Raw genomic sequence first — 17,218 nt, 5'->3', positions numbered from 1 at the left:
GGACAAAATGTGAAGCAATATGATGTGGTTATTGCGGGTGGCGCAATGGTGGGTGGGTGTTTAGCGATTGCACTTGATGAATTAACCCAGCATCAATTACATATCGCGGTCGTTGAAGCGGTGGCAGCGGATCAGCATGGGCATCCTGGTTATGATGCCCGCAGTATTGCTGTCTCTCATGGTTCGAGCCGTTTATTAGACTCAATCCAGCTGTGGCCGGCATTAGCAAGTGTTGCTACGGCGATTAAGCATATTCATGTGTCTGATCGTGGTCATGCAGGGATGGTTGAGTTGTCTGCTCAACAGCGGGCAGTTGATGCGTTAGGTTATGTGATTGAATTAGCTGAAGCGGGTAAGATTTTTAACCACCAGTTAGCGACTCGCCCACAAATTGATCTGTTTTGTCCCGCTAAAGTCGAACATATTGAACGTACGCAATCAGAAGCATTAGTGCGTTTAAATACCGGTAAACGGTTACGCACCAAATTAGTGGTTGCTGCTGATGGTGCGACCTCACATTGTTGCGAATTATTGCATATCGGTCGTGATGAACATGATTTTGAGCAAGTGGCGATCATTGCTAATGTCACGACGGCTGAGCCACATCAAGGCCAAGCTTTTGAACGGTTTACTGAGCATGGGCCAGTGGCATTATTACCGATGTCTCAAGGACGCAGTTCATTGGTATGGTGTGTTGAACCCCATCAGCAAGCGCGGATCATGGCATTAACTGAGTCACAATTTTTAGCTGAATTGCAAACTGTGTTTGGCTGGCGATTAGGGGCACTCACCGTGGCAGGTGAGCGTCATTGTTATCCATTAATATTACGTCAAGCGCAGCGGTTAGTATCACATCGTACTGCTGTTATTGGTAATGCTGCCCAAACGCTCCATCCGATTGCTGGACAGGGATTTAACCTTGGTTTACGCGATGTCATGACTTTGGCGGAAGAAATTACGGCAGGGGTTCAACGTGGCGCTGATATTGGTTTACCGACGGTATTAGGCCGTTATCGTGAACGACGTTTACCTGATCGACAAGCCACTATTGCGATGACGGCTGGCTTGGTTAATTTGTTTGCTAATGATAATCCTGCGCTCATTGTTGGGCGTAATCTGGGCTTGATGACAATGAGCCTTTCTAACACTCTTCAAGCACCGCTATTACGCCGTGCGATGGGACAGGTAAAACGATAGCTATGATGCAAAATGTTGATGTCGCCATTATCGGTGGTGGAATGGTGGGCTTAACGCTGGCAGCAGCGTTAGCCGATACTGAATTACGCGTGGCGGTGATTGAAGGTCAATTACCTGAGCCTGAATTAGCAGCATTACCAGATATTAGAGTGTCGGCTTTAAGTCGTGCTAGTGAGCGTATTTTACGTGGTGTTGGCGCTTGGGATGGCATTTGCGATCGTCGCATGAGTCCTTACTGCAAAATGGAAGTGTGGGAGCAAGACAGTTTTGCTCATATTGAGTTTGATGCTGAACGATTAGCACAACCTGATTTAGGTCATATTGTTGAGAATCGAGTGATTCAATTAGCGTTGCTTGATCAGGTCTGTAAGCAACACAATGTGACCTTATTTGCGCCTGATAAATGCCAAAATATTGCCTTTGGTGAAACTGAAGCATGGATCACATTGGAGTCAGGTAAAAATTTAACCGCTAAATTGGTCGTCGGTGCTGATGGTGCTAATTCATGGTTACGTCAGCATGTAGATATTCCACTGACACATTGGGATTATGGTCATAGTGCGCTGGTGGCGAATATCCGTTGTGATGAGCCGCATTTGCAAATAGCACGTCAAATTTTCCGTCCTGATGGCCCGTTGGCTTTTTTGCCATTAGCTGAAAAAGACTTATGTTCGATTGTGTGGTCATTACCGCCTGAGCAAGCATTGCAGCTTTGTGATATCAGTGATGAAGAGTTTAATCAGCATCTCACTACGGCTTTTGATCACCGTTTAGGGTTGTGCCGTGTGGAAGGTAATCGCCAAGCATTTCCACTAAAAATGCGTTATGCCCAAGATTTTGTCCGTGAACGGGTGGCTTTAGTCGGCGATGCCGCTCACACCATTCATCCGCTAGCAGGGCAAGGGGTTAACTTAGGTTTATTAGATGCCGCGGCCTTAGCGCAAGAGATTATTAGTTTATGGCAAGCGGAAAAAGACATTGGTAAGCAAGTTAATTTACGTCATTACGAACGCTGGCGTAAAACAGAAGCGGCCAAAATGATAACGGCGATGCAAGGCTTTAAATCGTTATTTGATGGGTCACATCCAGCGAAGAAATTGGTCCGTGATTTAGGCATGTTATTCGCCAATACTGCGCCTGGTGTTAAAGATGAATTTATGCGTCGAGCATTAGGTTTAAGTGGTGAATTACCTGAATTGGCACGTTATAAGTAGTCTTTGATTTTTTGCATGTTCGGGTCATGGTGTATTAAACCGTAATGATTTTTTTGTTACGGTTTTTTGTTTTCAGATTGAGCAAAACATCTTTTTTAACCTACAGTAAATAGAGTATTAATTACCCATTAATTGTGAACTTAAAAAGGACGTGAGAATGAGCGATGTGCCCTCAGAATTAAAATTTACCCATACTCATGAATGGCTGCGTGATGAAGGCAATGGGATCTATACCGTTGGTATTAGTGATCATGCTCAAGCATTATTAGGCGATATGGTTTTTATTGATCTTCCCGATAGTGGCGATGCTGTTGATGGTGGCGAAGAATGTGCCATTATTGAATCAGTAAAATCGGCATCTGATATTTATGCGCCTTGTACGGGCACTATTATAGCCATTAATGATGATCTCGATGCTGCGCCTGAATTAGTCAATAATGATCCTTATGGCGATGGGTGGTTATTTCAAATTCGTATCGATGTTGAAGCTGATATTGATGAGCTACTTGGTGCGGAAGATTATTTGGCGATTATTGCTGATGATGAATAATATCAAAGCCCACATGCAGAAGTGGGCTTTATTATCTTTGTTTAGTTGATTTTTAGTATCGACTTAATAAACTTCACGTAGACGTTTGATTTCTAAGTTAACCTCGTTAACCGTATCATAATGATGTTGTTGAGCTTTTAATGGCACCAACAATATTCCTTCCTCAAAATGATAGCCGCCACGGCCATCAATATAAATTCTTCCTTTAAATATACGACTAACATGCTTGGCGATTAGTTTAGGCAAGTAGCGTTTGAACATCCGCATAATACAGTTTAACTCCGACCATCCTGGCGATTAACGGGATTAAGTATACGCTAAATCGCATGACACTTCTGTGACATTATTAGCACAAATTAAACGATAAATTTCATTTGTCGGCAGATTGAATAAGTTTAAATTCAGTATTCAGAATAATATTTTGATAATGGTATTTATTTTGTGTTTATAAATATTATGACCACTTTCTAAAAGGTGTTTTTTTTACGATGATAGCAACCTGTTTGAAGATGTTTGCGTTAAGTTAGTTGGTTATGATTGTTTTTTGTTCCCTTGGTGTTATTTATAAGCAACAAAGTTAATAATAAATTGAATACTATTTCGATATTTTATGCTGATTTTTTAATGCGATAACGATTCATTACGGAATGTATTTATTAAATTTATTGTTTAGATCAGTATTTATGATTCTAGATCAATACCGAGTTATTGGCATACGCCAATAATGAAACTTGATTGAGAGAGGTTATTATCATCATGGCAAGACCTAAAATTGTAAGAAAGATCAGTTGTCGTCCAGCTTATAGCTGTTTTAAACCTAATGGTGTACCGATGACGCAATTACCTCGAATTGTGTTAGCAAGTGACGAGTTAGAGGCGCTAAGATTGGTCGATATGTTAGGCTTGCAACAACTTGAAGCTGCGCAACAATTAGGTGTTTCTCGGCAAACTTTGGGCAATATTGTTGCACGAGGACGGCACAAGGTTGCGCAGGCATTAGTGATGGGAATGGCATTAGAATTAGTAACAGATAATACTAATAATACAGAGGATTAATATATGTTAATTGCGATTGCGTTAACGCCAAGAGATCAAATTGCAGGCCATTTTGGTAAAGCGGCTACGTTTGCTATTTATGATCAACAAGGTCAATTGATCGATCGAATTCAAAACAGTGGTAGTCGAGAGTTAGGCTGTAAACATAAAAAAATATTACAACGACAATTAGCCGCTATGAACGTGACTGAAATTGTATTAGGTAATATTGGTACACGATCTTTAGCACGTTTATTACAAGCTGGATTTAGTGTTAGTCGTGTACCGTTAAGAACATCATTGGTGGCTTTTTTAGCGGGGGGGATTAACAAAGAAGCATTAGTGACAGCCGAGCAAGGTCGAGCATGTAAGCGTGAAAAAGGTGCGTGTGGTTGCGGTTGTGGGACGAAGAAATCAACACCAACTGCTGTAAAAGTGGGTATGTTAGCTCCGATGATTAAGGGTCTTGGTAAGATTGGCGGCTTAAAATTATGACCACATTTTTATTAACGTTGGGTATTTTTTTAATCGTGATTTTAGCGATGGCGATTGGATGGTTTGTAAAACGTCAAACAATCAGTGGTAGCTGTGGCGGGTTGGCTAATGTTGGCGTAGATAAAGAGTGTAATTGCGATGAACCTTGCGATGAACACAAACTTTATCAGATTCAAGAGCCGAATAGTCGCGCGCAGTAATTGCATTGGTATAGATACAACAGCCATTGGCAGAGTAAACAGCTCTGCCGCTCTCTGCTTTATTTATTGGCTTAATTGACCCGATCGAAGTTGTTCCACTTGGGTTATTACTGTTTTTGCAACGACTTGGCGTAACCATTGGTTGCGAGGATGGTTGCTGTTGCGATGGAGCCATAATAATCGAATATCAAAATCCGCAATGGCTACAGGAGGCGGACATTGGGTTAATTGGTCGTTGAAAATATCCAGTTGCGCCATTAATCGTGATACCACACAAATTAAATCGCGTCCGCTTAATAAGTGTCGAATTGTGAGGAAGTTATGCGATCCCACCGCGACTTGACGCTCAAATCCTTGTCGTTGTAATTGGTCATCAACCTGAGTCGTTAATTTTCCATCTGGGCTAACCAGTGCATGTGGGTGATGGCGATATTGATCTAGCGTAACGTTATTATTAAGCCCTGTTGCACGTCGATCATAAAGACAAACATGATCTTCGGTATAGAGGTATTGATGCTCAATGTCTTTGCCCATATCGGTCATTGATCCAATCACTACATCAATACGATGTTGATTAAAATCAGAGTGATAACTGTGACGATCAACATTAAAAAAGCTCAGTTGACATTGCGGGGCTTGATGATGAATTGCATCATACAGTGCGGGGGCAAATAACAACTCGGCATAATCGGTTAGGCCTATTTTAAAGGTGCCACAAAAATCAGCGGGAATAAATGTACTGGGTCGTAGCAGTTCATTGGTCACTAATGACAAAATCGTATCAACAGTAGTCGCGTGTTCTAATGCTGTTTGAGTCGGCAACATCTGATGACCATGACGTTCAAACAAGGGATCATTTAATAAATTACGTAATCGCGATAAATTATGGCTCATCGCAGACTGACCAATTGCTAATTCATTGGCCGCTTTAGTCACACTGCGGGTGTCCATTAGTGCTGCAAAGGCAATTAATAAATTAAGATCGACACCACGCCAATTAATATCGTGATTCTGATGGTTAGCCATTGCCTTTTCCTTTCCCGTTTGATTAAACCTGCGGCATTTTAATCAATGTCACAGGTTTAGTTATTGTTATCACTAATTAAGTTTGAACTCGATAAATATCAGCGACCATCGGATCACACAATATCAATAGGATTATTCGGCATTAAGATCATACGGTAAATCGAGTTTGTGCCAGAGTGCCTCTGGAGTGTCAGCAAAACGGAATTGGCTATCGTCATCAAGATCGTTAGGTAGCACCACCAGAGCAATGGCTTGATTATTACTGTATTGATAACCGCAAATAACAGTGCCGCCTTTACGCCAATTTTCACCGACGCTGCGCTCTAAGGCATCACCTGCTTGTGGGCATTGTGTTGCGGCACCGGCAACGATATACATGGCGCGTTTATTAATACCGCGGTATTTAGCTCGCGCGACAGTTTCTTGGCCGGTATAGCAGCCTTTTTTAAAGCTAATGCCATCAACCGCTTGTAAGTTTACTGCTTGAGGAATGAATTCAAGTTCAGTGATGCTATCAATCCGTGGCATCGCTGTTTTAATATCGTATAGATTCCACAATTCCGTGGTGGCATAAACAGCATTAGGTGCCAGTGTTGTGATAATGGTATCGGCATGTTCCGCTGTAGTAATGATTAACCAACGTTCGTTATCTACTTTTACTACGGTAGTGGTGTCGTTATGACGAACATCAGCATCGCCATTGAAATGGTGATCAATGGTTGCTTGAGCATGCGCACCTGCAAGTCCTAAAACAACTGCTGCAGTTTGGGTTATTTCTGTTTTAGAAAATACCGCATACTTTTTCAATTCGGGAAGTTGGCTTGCCATTACGCTTTGACGTTGTACTAAACCATAACCATTTTGATAATGGAAAACGCGCATAATTGTACGTAATTTCCCTTTGGCATCACAGTGGCCTGAAAAGGTTGATTTATCAGCTGTTAATGACACCACATCACACGTTAATTGACCTTGTAAGTAAGACTTACTGTCAGGGCCAACGAGTGTCACCATTCCCCAATCACTGAGGTTGATCATCGCTAACTCGGGTAGCGAATCAGTTGTGCTTAACGCGAACGGGGTAAAGGTGTGTTGAGTTGACCAAGTGTTCATAATGGTATCCACAAATGCTGTAATGATTGCGCTATGTTATACCAACTGAACAAAATAATTAACTATGGTTACACGATGGGTTAATTGGATGTTTTTGTTGGGTGCGATTATGGTGGGCTAGGTCTCATCTTGAGGGATTATTTGTGCTAGCGCATGGTCGTTATGGGGCTTGACTGTTACTCTATTTGTAACGGAAATACGCTTAGTATTCGATTATCAGTGAGCCATTAGGCGCGCAACATGAGGTTATGTATGTTAGGTGCAGAAGAGAAATCCCGCGTTAAATGGGCATGTCGTCGTGGTATGCTTGAATTAGACGTGTTGGTGATGCCATTTTTTGAAGAGTGTTTTGATGATTTATCAGAACAGCAGCAACGTGATTTTATTTCTCTACTAACGTGTGATGATCCTGATTTATTTAAATGGATGATGCAGCATGGTCGCAGTGATAATGCGGCTTATGCGATGATGGTTGATAAAATTGTTGCCCATAACAACAGCAAGCTACGTTGATCTAAAGCTTAACTTATCCCCGCGACTGAACACTGCACTGAGTCTTTGTTACTTTAGTGCAGTGCTATTATTATTGTCTGCGCCCCCTGTTTTTTTGCCATTAAGTTATTTTTTTGCCGAAGCACTGCTGTTTGAATGGCAACAAACGTATCATTATTATTTGCGTCAACAAGGGCCATTACGACTTTATAGTGACGGTAATCTTCGTTGGCATGATCAAGCTGGGGAGTTAATCGCGGTAAAACTGGTTACACGATGGCTGGTGGTATTGTCAGTAGCACACGATAGAAATCAGTGGTTAATTATTTGCTATGACGGCTGTGATGTGGCTCAGTATCGGCACTTAAAAATGATGATCCATTTAGGGTTATTAAAACCGAATCCTTCAGTTGATAAACCATGATGCTAATATTGAAATCAGCACCATAGTATTGACTACAACAACAGTTGTTCGTTAGTGGTTAATAATTATTTGGCACTAAAATTGTTGGTGTTGCTTGTTCATCAAGCTTCGGATAATCAAGCGTGTAGTGTAGCCCTCGGCTTTCTTTTCGTTCCATCGCACAACGAACAATTAACTCTGCAACTTGCAATAAATTACGCAATTCTAATAAATTATTTGAAACACGAAAATGGCTGTAATACTCATCAATTTCATGTTTAAGTAATTCAATTCGATGCATTGCTCGCTCTAGTCGTTTGGTCGAGCGTACTATTCCAACGTAATCCCACATAAATAATCGTAATTCATGCCAGTTATGTTGGATCACCACTTCTTCGTCAGAGTTGGTGACTTGGCTGTCATCCCAATAAGGTAACTGTTGCGGTTGTAAGATGGCATTAAATTGCTGTTCTATACTCTGTGAAGCCGACCATGCATAAACCACGCACTCAAGCAGTGAGTTCGATGCCATACGATTAGCGCCATGTAAGCCGGTATAACTCACCTCGCCAATAGCATATAAACCCTCAATGTCTGTTTTTCCCGATTTATCAACCATGACTCCGCCACAGGTATAATGCGCTGCTGGAACAATTGGGATCATATCGGTGGTGAGATCAATGCCATAACCATGTAGTTTTTCGGCGATCATTGGAAAGTGACTTTTAACAAAATCGGCGGGCTTATGACTAATATCGAGATACATACAATCTGCACCAAGACGTTTCATTTCATAGTCGATAGCACGGGCAACGACGTCTCGAGGGGCTAGTTCAGCGCGTTCATCAAAATCGAGCATAAAACGACTGCCATCAGGACGACGTAAATAAGCACCTTCACCGCGTAGAGCTTCACTTAATAAAAAGGTTTGTGCTTTAGGGTGGAACAGGCACGTTGGATGAAATTGATTAAATTCGAGATTGGCAACACGGCAGCCTGCGCGCCATGCCATTGCGATTCCATCTCCTGATGACACATCAGGATTTGAGGTATATTGATAGACTTTCGATGCGCCGCCTGTGGCTAAGACGATAAATTTAGCAGCAAGGGTTTCAACACATTCTTTATCTCGGTTCCACACGTAAGCACCAAGGGCGCGATTGGTTGCTGATTGCGGATTAATCTTTTTCTCAGTAATGATATCGAGTGCATTATGACGTTCAAGAATAGTGATATTAGGATGATGACGAGCTTGTTCTTGGAGTGAGGTTTGCATTGCCATTCCAGTGGCATCTGCAGCATGAAGGATACGACGATGACTATGACCACCTTCAAGTGTGAGGTGATAGCGTGGGTGATCATCTGAGTCTGATGCTTCGCGATCAAAGGGAACACCACCATCAATTAACCATTGCACACATTGCTTGGCGTTTTCAGCAATGAATTGCACCACATCTTGATCACAAAGATGAGAACCTGCAATTAAGGTGTCTTCAACATGAGACGCAATACTGTCTGATTCATCAAAAACGGCAGCGATACCTCCTTGAGCATAATAGGTAGCGCCTTCACTGAGTGGACCTTTACATAAAATGGTGACTTTACCAAGGTGAGCTAAGTGGAGCGCGAGTGACAATCCTGCAGCGCCACTACCAATGACTAAAATATCGCTATCGTATTGATGTGATTGGTTCATAGTGATTACATGTCCATGTGATAATCTTATTTCATGCTATCAAAATTGTTATAAAAGCGCATGTTTGTTTGACTTTTAGTGGTGTAAATATCACTAATATGGAATGTTTTAGTGGTATTACTGTTAAATATCAACAGGGGCACTATGTCATATCTTTGTGATTGTTTTACTTTTTTCAATGACAGAACCTCGTTAATGTTATTATTTAAGGTAAAATGATGAGTGTTATTACACTTTATATTTATTTCTATTTGTTACAGGTAATAACGTAACGATAACGAAATGATAAAATTATTTCATTAACGGTGGAACTTTGCCATTATCCATCGGTCTTACATAGTGCTCATGCTTATAAATATTTCATAAGTCAGTGTTTTATTTACGGTGAGACTAACGCTTATTAGTGGCAGGATAATCTAAATAAACCATTGCACATCAATAACGAATCGTCGCCATTATCGGTGCTGGTTATCGTGAGATGAATGCAATATGACGAATAGTTAGACATGGGAGTAAACGCTCGAATGAGCGAGCAGCAAACTGATCAGGTATTAATTGAGCGAGTACAGCGGGGAGATAAGCAAGCATTCAACCTTCTGGTTATTAAGTACCAGAATAAAGTTTGTAATCTTGTCTCTCGTTACGTTAGTAATTCTGGTGATGTACCAGATGTAGCCCAAGAAGCATTTATTAAAGCGTATCGAGCCTTACCCACCTTTCGTGGTGAAAGTGCATTCTATACATGGCTTTACCGTATTGCTGTTAATACCGCTAAAAATTATTTAGTTGCTCAGGGACGTCGTCCGCCAGCATTCGATGTTGATGCTGAAGATGCGGAATATTATGAAAGTGGTAATGCGCTTAAAGAAATTTCGAACCCTGAGAACCAAATGCTGTCTGAAGAATTGAAGCGGGTTGTTTTTAGTACGATTGAATCGTTACCTGACGATCTTAAAACAGCGATTTCATTGCGTGAACTGGATGGTCTAAGCTATGAAGAAATCGCTGAAGTAATGGGATGCCCAGTCGGTACAGTTCGCTCACGTATATTCCGTGCACGAGAGATTGTTGAAAAACGCATTCGACCTCTTCTGCAGCAATAATCATGTTGCACCCAACGGTGGAAAAAATGGCTGATAAAGAAAAAATTTCGGCATTGCTTGATGGCGAAGATTTGGATCAGAGCATTATTAATGCGCTGACTGTTGACAAAAATAGCGAGCAAAGTTGGCATGACTTCAACCTGATTGGTGATGTCATGCGTGGCGATGTGCCGCAATGCAAAGAATGGAATATTGCAGGAAATGTCGCGTTAGCGCTAGAGGCAGAACCCGCACATACAAGTGCTGTGATCACTCATATTGAGACTGTCGCTCAGCCAATGATTACTGAAGAACAACCGACCCCATTTAAAGCGAAACGGACGTTACCCGTTTGGCTATCCCAGTTTGGTCAGGTTGCAGTGGCGGCATGCGTGTCATTAGCTGTTATTGTTGGTGTTCAACAATATGATGGCAATGGTAGCAATCTAACGGCGACAACTAGCAATGATGTTCCGGTGCTACAAACTATTCCATTTTTAGGTAAAGCTGAACCTGTAAGTTTAAATACGGGTATGGTTGATAATAATCAGACACCATCTGAATCACAGTTAATGGAACAACGACGTCGAATTAACTCGATGTTACAAGATTATGAACTGCAGCTTCGCTTTAATGCTGAAGATGGCAGTATCGATCATTCACGATTACATTCTAATAATTCTGTGGCGGATTAATGAAAAAAATACTGGTCGGTGCGCTTGCATTGGTCAGCCTATTGTTGCCACTCCAAGCCTCTGCTGAAGCGGTTAAACCTTCAACAGAGGCTTTGTTGCATCAAATGGGCCAAGCCAGTCGCGATCTTAGTTATGAGATGTCTTATATTTGGGTAAAGAAAAATAGTATTGATACATTGCGTTATCGACATGCACTAGAAAATGGTCAAAGTTATGCTCACTTGTTGTTTCTTAGTGGTCCGCCACAAGAGGTTATTCAACGAGGTGAAGAAGTTAGTTACTTTGAACCTGGGCTCGATCCTTTTACGATTAAAAGTAATAAAATGGTCGCTCCAACATTACCATTGACGACAGCTAATATTGATAAATTGGCTGATTTTTATGATTTTATTGCAATGGGACGTGCTCGCGAAGCGGGTGTTGCTTGTGATGTTGTTCGTATCGCACCTAAAGATGGTAATCGCTATTCTTACTTATTATGGATTGATCAAGCCTCTCATCTGGTGATGCGGGCAGATTTATTGGATCGTGATGGTGATTTACTTGAGCAATTTAGAGTCGTGTCATTTGTGGTGAATCCTAAAGTTGCTGAAATGCTCAGTAAGCTAGATCAAGTTAAATTACCGGCTGTGGTACAATTACCGCAACAGCCGCAGAAAAAACTTCAATGGGCCGTAAATTGGTTACCTAATGGTTTCACATTAATTGCTGGTAACCGTCACCGATTATTATTAACTGAACGTGCGGTTGAAAGCCGTATGTACAGTGATGGTCTGTTTAGTTTTTCTGTTTATGTTTCTGATATTGATAATTTTGTTGGCCGAGGTCAATTGGTTCGCCAAGGACGTCGTACATTAACCACTCGCGTTGATGGTCATAAAGAAATTACTGTTGTGGGTGATATACCACCAGAAACGGCCCGACAAATAGCAAAAAGCGTAACTTTTGATAAGACTAAAGCAGAGGTTACCCAAACGAGTAAATAATCATGATGCGAACATTAGCGACGGTTGTCGCTGTTGATACTGGCCATATAACTGTGAGTTGTCAGCAACAAACCAGCTGTGGCCATTGTGCCTCAAGCGACAGTTGTGGCACGGGTATTGTTACAAAAGCGATGCCTGGACGTTCACATCAGATAAATATCGACACTAAAGAGAAAGTATTGCTTGGACAAGTGGTTGAAATTGGCCTGTCTGAGCGTAGTATGCTCAGTTCAGCACTATTGGTTTATATGTTACCACTGTTATTTTTAGTGGTTGGTAGTTTAATAGGCCAGTATGTCTTTATTGATTTAGCTGCGAGTAATCAACTCGGAGTTATTGTATCTGCTGCTGTTGCTACAACGGTAGGATTGATGATTGCACGGTATTATGCCAAGAGATTAGATGGGGACTCAGCCTACAAACCAAGCCTTATTCGAGTGCTAGGATTACCCATTTCAGCAGATAAGCTGATAAATGCCGCATCGAAAGATAGCGACTAGCGTTTAAATTCGGTAGAATCCGTCAACTTGATCTTAAGATCCCATTCATTTTAACCACGAGCAGTCACGCCATTCATGAAGCACATTCGTAACTTTTCGATTATCGCACATATCGACCATGGTAAGTCGACCTTATCCGACCGTCTAATTCAAGTCTGTGGCGGCCTTTCTGATCGAGAAATGGCTGCACAGGTTTTAGATTCAATGGATCTTGAACGCGAACGCGGTATCACCATCAAAGCCCAGAGCGTGACGCTCGATTACACGGCTAAAGATGGTATAACTTATCAATTAAACTTTATCGACACCCCTGGACACGTTGACTTCTCGTATGAAGTATCGCGTTCACTTGCCGCTTGTGAAGGTGCATTACTGGTGGTCGATGCGGGTCAGGGCGTAGAAGCTCAGACTCTCGCTAACTGTTATACTGCAATGGAAATGGATTTGGAAGTGGTGCCGATTTTAAATAAAATCGACCTTCCAGCAGCCGATCCTGAGCGTGTAGCCGAAGAAATTGAAGAAATTGTTGGTATTGATGCTCTTGATGCTGTGCGTTGTTCAGCAAAAACAGGTGTTGGTGTTGACGAGGTTCTAGAAAAAATTGTTGAAGCAATTCCGGCACCTATTGGTGACCCTGATGCGCCACTACAAGCACTGATTATTGACTCATGGTTTGATAATTACTTAGGTGTTGTTTCTTTAGTCCGTGTTAAAAACGGCAAAATAAAGAAAAACGACAAAATTAAAGTAATGAACACCGGCCAAATTTGGGGTGTTGATCGTCTTGGTATCTTTACACCAAAACGAGTTGATACCAATGAATTAAACACAGGTGAAGTTGGCTGGGTTGTTTGTGGTATTAAAGACATCCTTGGCGCACCTGTTGGTGATACGCTAACGCAAGCAAAAGGCGGTTGTGAGACACCATTACCTGGCTTTGAAAAAGTAAAACCACAGGTATATGCCGGTTTGTTCCCTGTATCATCTGATGACTACGAGAACTTCCGTGATGCATTAGGTAAATTAAGCCTCAATGATGCGTCATTATTTTATGAGCCAGAAAGTTCGACTGCACTAGGTTTCGGTTTCCGTTGTGGTTTCTTGGGTATGCTCCATATGGAGATTATTCAAGAGCGTCTAGAACGTGAATATGATCTTAACTTGATCACTACGGCTCCTACGGTAGTGTATGAAGTGAAGAAAACCGATGGCACCATGATATATGTGGATAGCCCATCAAAATTGCCTGCGGTAAATGATATTGAAATTATGGGTGAGCCGATTGCTCGCTGTAATATTCTGGTACCAAGTGAATACCTAGGTAATGTTATTACGCTATGTATTGAAAAGCGTGGTATGCAGGTTGATATGATTTATCACGGTAATCAAGTCGCATTGACTTATGACATTCCAATGTCAGAAGTAGTACTGGATTTCTTTGACCGTCTGAAATCAACATCCCGCGGTTATGCATCGCTTGATTACAATTTCCAACGTTATCAAGAATCAGAGATGGTTCGGGTTGATATTCTGCTAAATGGCGAGCGTGTTGACGCCTTAGCAATCATTACTCATAAAGAAAACTCACAGACTCGTGGTCGTGATGTTGTTGAGAAAATGAAAGAATTTATTCCTCGTCAAATGTTTGATATTGCGATTCAAGCGGCGATTGGCGCTCATATCATTGCACGTTCAACCGTGAAGCAATTGCGTAAAAACGTAATCGCAAAATGTTATGGTGGCGATATTAGCCGTAAGAAAAAGCTATTACAAAAACAGAAAGACGGTAAGAAACGCATGAAGCAAATTGGTAATGTTGAATTACCACAAGAAGCTTTCTTAGCGATTCTTCATGTAGGCAAAGATAAGTAATCTTTCTTTGTTTATAATTGTCTAGAGATATAATTAGAAAGTGCTTATTTAATTCGTTAAATAGCACTTTCTTTTACTTAGATACTTAGATACTTAGATACTTAGACGTTTTAAAGTAGACCTAATAAACTAACCGTTGGTGTTAGTTGCGTTAAACCTAAGGGATAACATGGCAAATACATTTTCAATAATACTGGTCTTAGCGACGATCTTTACTGGTATTATTTGGGCGCTAGATAAATTTCTATGGGCACCAAAGCGACAATTAAAAATTGTAGCCGCCGCTGAAAAAGCCGGTAGTCAAGTTGATGCTGAAATAATTGCACGTGTTGCGCCTCAGCCAAGTTGGGTTGAGTCAGCAAGCTCAATGTTCCCTGTGATTGCATTGATCATGATCTTCCGTTCATTTATTTATGAGCCGTTTCAGATCCCATCTAAATCAATGCTACCAACGCTGTATGTTGGTGATTTTATTCTTGTTCAAAAATTTGCTTACGGCCTTCGAGATCCTGTTTTTGACCATAAATTCTTAAATACTGGAAAGCCTAAACGTGGTGATGTAATTGTATTCCGTTACCCACCAAACCCTACAATTGATTACATTAAGCGTGTAGTTGGTTTACCCGGTGATCTGATTCGTTACAGCGCAGATAAAAAATTATGCATTCAGCCGCAAGGCACTTCTGTCTGTAAACTAGTAAAATTAACGGACATGAAAGACAGTGATTTTACCCAAGGTATGACACGTCTGATTGAGTATAACGAACACCTTGGTGATATAAATCATCATATTTTGATCAATCCATCACGACGTGATAACCGTATGGCTTACGTACCTCGCCCTGGCGTTGGTGAGTGGATTGTACCAAAAGGTGAATATTTTGTTATGGGTGACAACCGTGACAATAGTGCTGATAGTCGTTACTGGGGTTTTGTACCAGAAGCGAATTTAGTCGGCAAGGCAGTTGCTATTTGGATGAGCTTTGATTTTGATCGCAAGCCTGATAGTTTTCTTCCATCTTGGATCCCTACCGGCGTACGTTTTAATCGTATCGGTAGCATTAAATAAAATAATCGAGAGAAAATGACAACTCCAGCGAATAGGCTGCAGCGTAAGCTGGGCTACCAATTTAATAGCTCTGAGTTGATGACATTATCACTGACACACCGCAGTGCTAATGGCACCCACAATGAGCGCCTAGAATTTTTAGGCGATTCTATTTTAAGTTTTGTTGTTGCTGATGACTTATATCACCGTTTTCCTTTTGTGGATGAAGGTGATATGAGCCGAATGCGCGCAACACTAGTCCGTGGTAAGACATTGGCAGAGTTAGGACGTGAGTTCGGACTAGGCGACTACTTACTATTAGGTCCAGGTGAATTGAAAAGTGGCGGTTTCCGCCGTGATTCTATTTTGGCTGACTGTGTTGAAGCAATCATTGGCGCGGTTTATCTAGATAGTGATGTTGAGACAGTGCGTCAAGTCGTATTGGCTTGGTATAAATCACGACTTGATACAATTGAACCAGGCATCAACCAAAAAGATCCAAAAACACGCTTGCAAGAATGCCTTCAAGGTCGCCGTTTACCATTACCTGTATATACTGTAACTAAGGTACAAGGTGAAGCTCATAACCAAGACTTCACTGTACAGTGTGATGTCACAGGTTTGGATGAACCTGTAATCGGTAAGGGCGGCAGTCGGCGCAAGGCAGAGCAGGCAGCAGCAGAAATTGCACTTAATCAGTTGGAATCATGACAGATAAACAACATTGTGGCTTTATTGCCATCGTTGGTCGACCGAACGTCGGAAAATCAACCTTGCTTAACCGTTTAGTGGGACAAAAACTGTCTATCACTTCACGTAAACCGCAAACGACACGTCACCGTATTATGGGTGTTGACACTCGTGATGGATATCAAGCTGTTTATATTGATACTCCAGGTTTGCACATTGAAGAAAAACGTGTGATTAACCGCTTAATGAACCGTGCTGCTAGCAGTTCATTAACAGATGTAGAACTTGTGTTATTTCTTGTTGATGGCACGATGTGGACTGCCGATGATGAGATGGTACTGAATAAGCTGATAAAAAATGGGCTACCGACAGTACTGTTGATCAACAAAGTTGACAATATTAAAGAAAAACACGATCTATTTCCTCATCTCAAGGCATTAGCTGAAAAAATGCCGTTTGTTGATGTTGTGCCTATTTCTGCAAAGAAAGGGACGAATATAGAAGCGGTTGAAAAAATTGTACGTCAACATTTACCTGAAAGTGTTTACTACTTCCCTGAAGAGTATGTAACGGATCGTTCTCAACGCTTTATGGCGTCAGAAATTATTCGTGAAAAGCTAATGCGTTTTACGGGTGAAGAATTACCTTATTCTGTTACGGTTGAAATTGAGCGTTTTGATTTCAATCCTCAAACTAATGGTTTTGATATCAATGGTTTGATTCTGGTTGAGCGTAATGGCCAGAAGAAAATGGTGATCGGCAAAGGCGGCGATAAGATCAAAGTGATTGGCCGTGAAGCCCGTTTAGATATGGAAAAATTATTTGAACGTAAAGTGTATCTAGAACTTTGGGTTAAAGTGAAATCAGGTTGGGCAGATGACGAACGTGCATTGCGCAGCTTAGGTTACATTGACGATCTATAAG

Annotated in this window: 20 protein-coding genes; 16 read left to right on the top strand and 4 right to left on the bottom strand. The window is 41.4% G+C overall.

Annotated features, from left to right (window positions below; translation table 11 throughout):
- The first annotated feature begins 9 nt into the window (after positions 1 to 9).
- The 3 genes from ubiH (at position 10) to gcvH (ending at position 2,961) form a co-directional block, all read left to right on the top strand.
- The gene (gene ubiH / locus CIK00_RS17910) at positions 10 to 1,197 is read left to right on the top strand and encodes a 2-octaprenyl-6-methoxyphenyl hydroxylase (RefSeq protein ID WP_101769987.1); all 1,188 of its coding nucleotides are present in this window, start codon (positions 10 to 12) and stop codon (positions 1,195 to 1,197) included.
- Between the two features lie 2 nt (positions 1,198 to 1,199).
- The gene (locus CIK00_RS17905) at positions 1,200 to 2,411 is read left to right on the top strand and encodes an FAD-dependent 2-octaprenylphenol hydroxylase (protein WP_193435487.1); all 1,212 of its coding nucleotides are present in this window, start codon (positions 1,200 to 1,202) and stop codon (positions 2,409 to 2,411) included.
- Between the two features lie 157 nt (positions 2,412 to 2,568).
- Positions 2,569 to 2,961, top strand: a complete 393-nt coding sequence (gene gcvH, locus CIK00_RS17900) for a glycine cleavage system protein GcvH (protein ID WP_101769986.1) — start codon at positions 2,569 to 2,571, stop codon at positions 2,959 to 2,961.
- 63 nt (positions 2,962 to 3,024) lie between these two features.
- On the opposite strand, the gene CIK00_RS17895 is transcribed toward gcvH, so the two are convergent.
- Positions 3,025 to 3,228, bottom strand: coding sequence for a DUF1107 domain-containing protein (locus CIK00_RS17895; protein WP_101769985.1), 204 nt, complete (start codon positions 3,226 to 3,228; stop codon positions 3,025 to 3,027).
- A gap of 489 nt (positions 3,229 to 3,717) precedes the next feature.
- Here CIK00_RS17895 and CIK00_RS17890 point away from each other — a divergent pair, with 489 nt between their 5' ends.
- From CIK00_RS17890 to nqrM, 3 genes are read left to right on the top strand one after another with little or no spacing between them, the layout of a single operon-like run.
- A complete protein-coding gene (locus CIK00_RS17890) occupies positions 3,718 to 4,017 on the top strand; it encodes a DUF134 domain-containing protein (RefSeq protein ID WP_101769984.1) in 300 nt (99 codons plus the stop codon).
- A gap of 3 nt (positions 4,018 to 4,020) precedes the next feature.
- A complete protein-coding gene (locus CIK00_RS17885) occupies positions 4,021 to 4,491 on the top strand; it encodes a NifB/NifX family molybdenum-iron cluster-binding protein (RefSeq protein WP_101769983.1) in 471 nt (156 codons plus the stop codon).
- The gene (gene nqrM / locus CIK00_RS17880; protein WP_045037826.1) at positions 4,488 to 4,691 is read left to right on the top strand and encodes a (Na+)-NQR maturation NqrM; all 204 of its coding nucleotides are present in this window, start codon (positions 4,488 to 4,490) and stop codon (positions 4,689 to 4,691) included. Before CIK00_RS17885 ends, nqrM begins: the two co-directional genes overlap by 4 nt.
- Before the next feature lie 63 nt (positions 4,692 to 4,754).
- On the opposite strand, the gene CIK00_RS17875 is transcribed toward nqrM, so the two are convergent.
- On the bottom strand, positions 4,755 to 5,717 hold the full coding sequence (locus CIK00_RS17875; RefSeq protein WP_101769982.1) for a LysR family transcriptional regulator: 963 nt from the start codon (positions 5,715 to 5,717) through the stop codon (positions 4,755 to 4,757).
- A gap of 132 nt (positions 5,718 to 5,849) precedes the next feature.
- Entirely contained in the window at positions 5,850 to 6,830 is a 981-nt protein-coding gene (ygfZ, locus tag CIK00_RS17870) for a tRNA-modifying protein YgfZ (RefSeq protein ID WP_101769981.1), read from the bottom strand.
- Between the two features lie 252 nt (positions 6,831 to 7,082).
- On the opposite strand from ygfZ, the gene CIK00_RS17865 reads away from it, so the two are divergent.
- Positions 7,083 to 7,343: an FAD assembly factor SdhE gene (locus tag CIK00_RS17865; RefSeq protein ID WP_045040230.1), complete on the top strand. Its 261-nt coding sequence runs from the start codon at positions 7,083 to 7,085 to the stop codon at positions 7,341 to 7,343.
- Positions 7,312 to 7,746, top strand: a complete 435-nt coding sequence (locus CIK00_RS17860) for a protein YgfX (protein WP_167388582.1) — start codon at positions 7,312 to 7,314, stop codon at positions 7,744 to 7,746. Before CIK00_RS17865 ends, CIK00_RS17860 begins: the two co-directional genes overlap by 32 nt.
- 58 nt (positions 7,747 to 7,804) lie before the next feature.
- Here CIK00_RS17860 and nadB read toward each other — a convergent pair whose 3' ends face one another.
- Positions 7,805 to 9,421 (bottom strand): L-aspartate oxidase, encoded by a 1,617-nt coding sequence (gene nadB / locus CIK00_RS17855; RefSeq protein WP_101769979.1) that lies wholly within the window; start codon positions 9,419 to 9,421, stop codon positions 7,805 to 7,807.
- 524 nt (positions 9,422 to 9,945) lie between these two features.
- Between nadB and rpoE the strand changes: the two genes are divergently transcribed.
- The 8 genes from rpoE to era all read left to right on the top strand — a co-directional run bounded on the left by rpoE (position 9,946) and on the right by era (position 17,217).
- Positions 9,946 to 10,524, top strand: a complete 579-nt coding sequence (gene rpoE, locus CIK00_RS17850; protein ID WP_101769978.1) for an RNA polymerase sigma factor RpoE — start codon at positions 9,946 to 9,948, stop codon at positions 10,522 to 10,524.
- A 26-nt stretch (positions 10,525 to 10,550) separates the two neighbouring features.
- Positions 10,551 to 11,198: an RseA family anti-sigma factor gene (locus CIK00_RS17845; protein WP_167388581.1), complete on the top strand. Its 648-nt coding sequence runs from the start codon at positions 10,551 to 10,553 to the stop codon at positions 11,196 to 11,198.
- Positions 11,198 to 12,184, top strand: a complete 987-nt coding sequence (gene rseB / locus CIK00_RS17840) for a sigma-E factor regulatory protein RseB (protein ID WP_101769976.1) — start codon at positions 11,198 to 11,200, stop codon at positions 12,182 to 12,184. Before CIK00_RS17845 ends, rseB begins: the two co-directional genes overlap by 1 nt.
- Before the next feature lie 2 nt (positions 12,185 to 12,186).
- Positions 12,187 to 12,684, top strand: a complete 498-nt coding sequence (locus CIK00_RS17835) for a SoxR reducing system RseC family protein (RefSeq protein WP_101769975.1) — start codon at positions 12,187 to 12,189, stop codon at positions 12,682 to 12,684.
- 75 nt (positions 12,685 to 12,759) lie between these two features.
- Positions 12,760 to 14,556, top strand: coding sequence for a translation elongation factor 4 (gene lepA, locus CIK00_RS17830; RefSeq protein WP_101769974.1), 1,797 nt, complete (start codon positions 12,760 to 12,762; stop codon positions 14,554 to 14,556).
- Between the two features lie 169 nt (positions 14,557 to 14,725).
- A complete protein-coding gene (lepB, locus tag CIK00_RS17825; RefSeq protein ID WP_101769973.1) occupies positions 14,726 to 15,625 on the top strand; it encodes a signal peptidase I in 900 nt (299 codons plus the stop codon).
- 15 nt (positions 15,626 to 15,640) lie between these two features.
- A complete protein-coding gene (gene rnc / locus CIK00_RS17820) occupies positions 15,641 to 16,315 on the top strand; it encodes a ribonuclease III (protein WP_101769972.1) in 675 nt (224 codons plus the stop codon).
- Positions 16,312 to 17,217: a GTPase Era gene (era, locus tag CIK00_RS17815; protein WP_101769971.1), complete on the top strand. Its 906-nt coding sequence runs from the start codon at positions 16,312 to 16,314 to the stop codon at positions 17,215 to 17,217. Before rnc ends, era begins: the two co-directional genes overlap by 4 nt.
- Position 17,218: the final 1 nt, after the last annotated feature.

It is taken from the genome of Photobacterium carnosum, assembly GCF_002849605.1.
Taxonomy (GTDB): Bacteria; Pseudomonadota; Gammaproteobacteria; order Enterobacterales; family Vibrionaceae; genus Photobacterium; species Photobacterium carnosum.
Note: the sequence above shows the minus strand (reverse complement) of the source record. Positions and strands in the feature narration are given on the sequence as shown.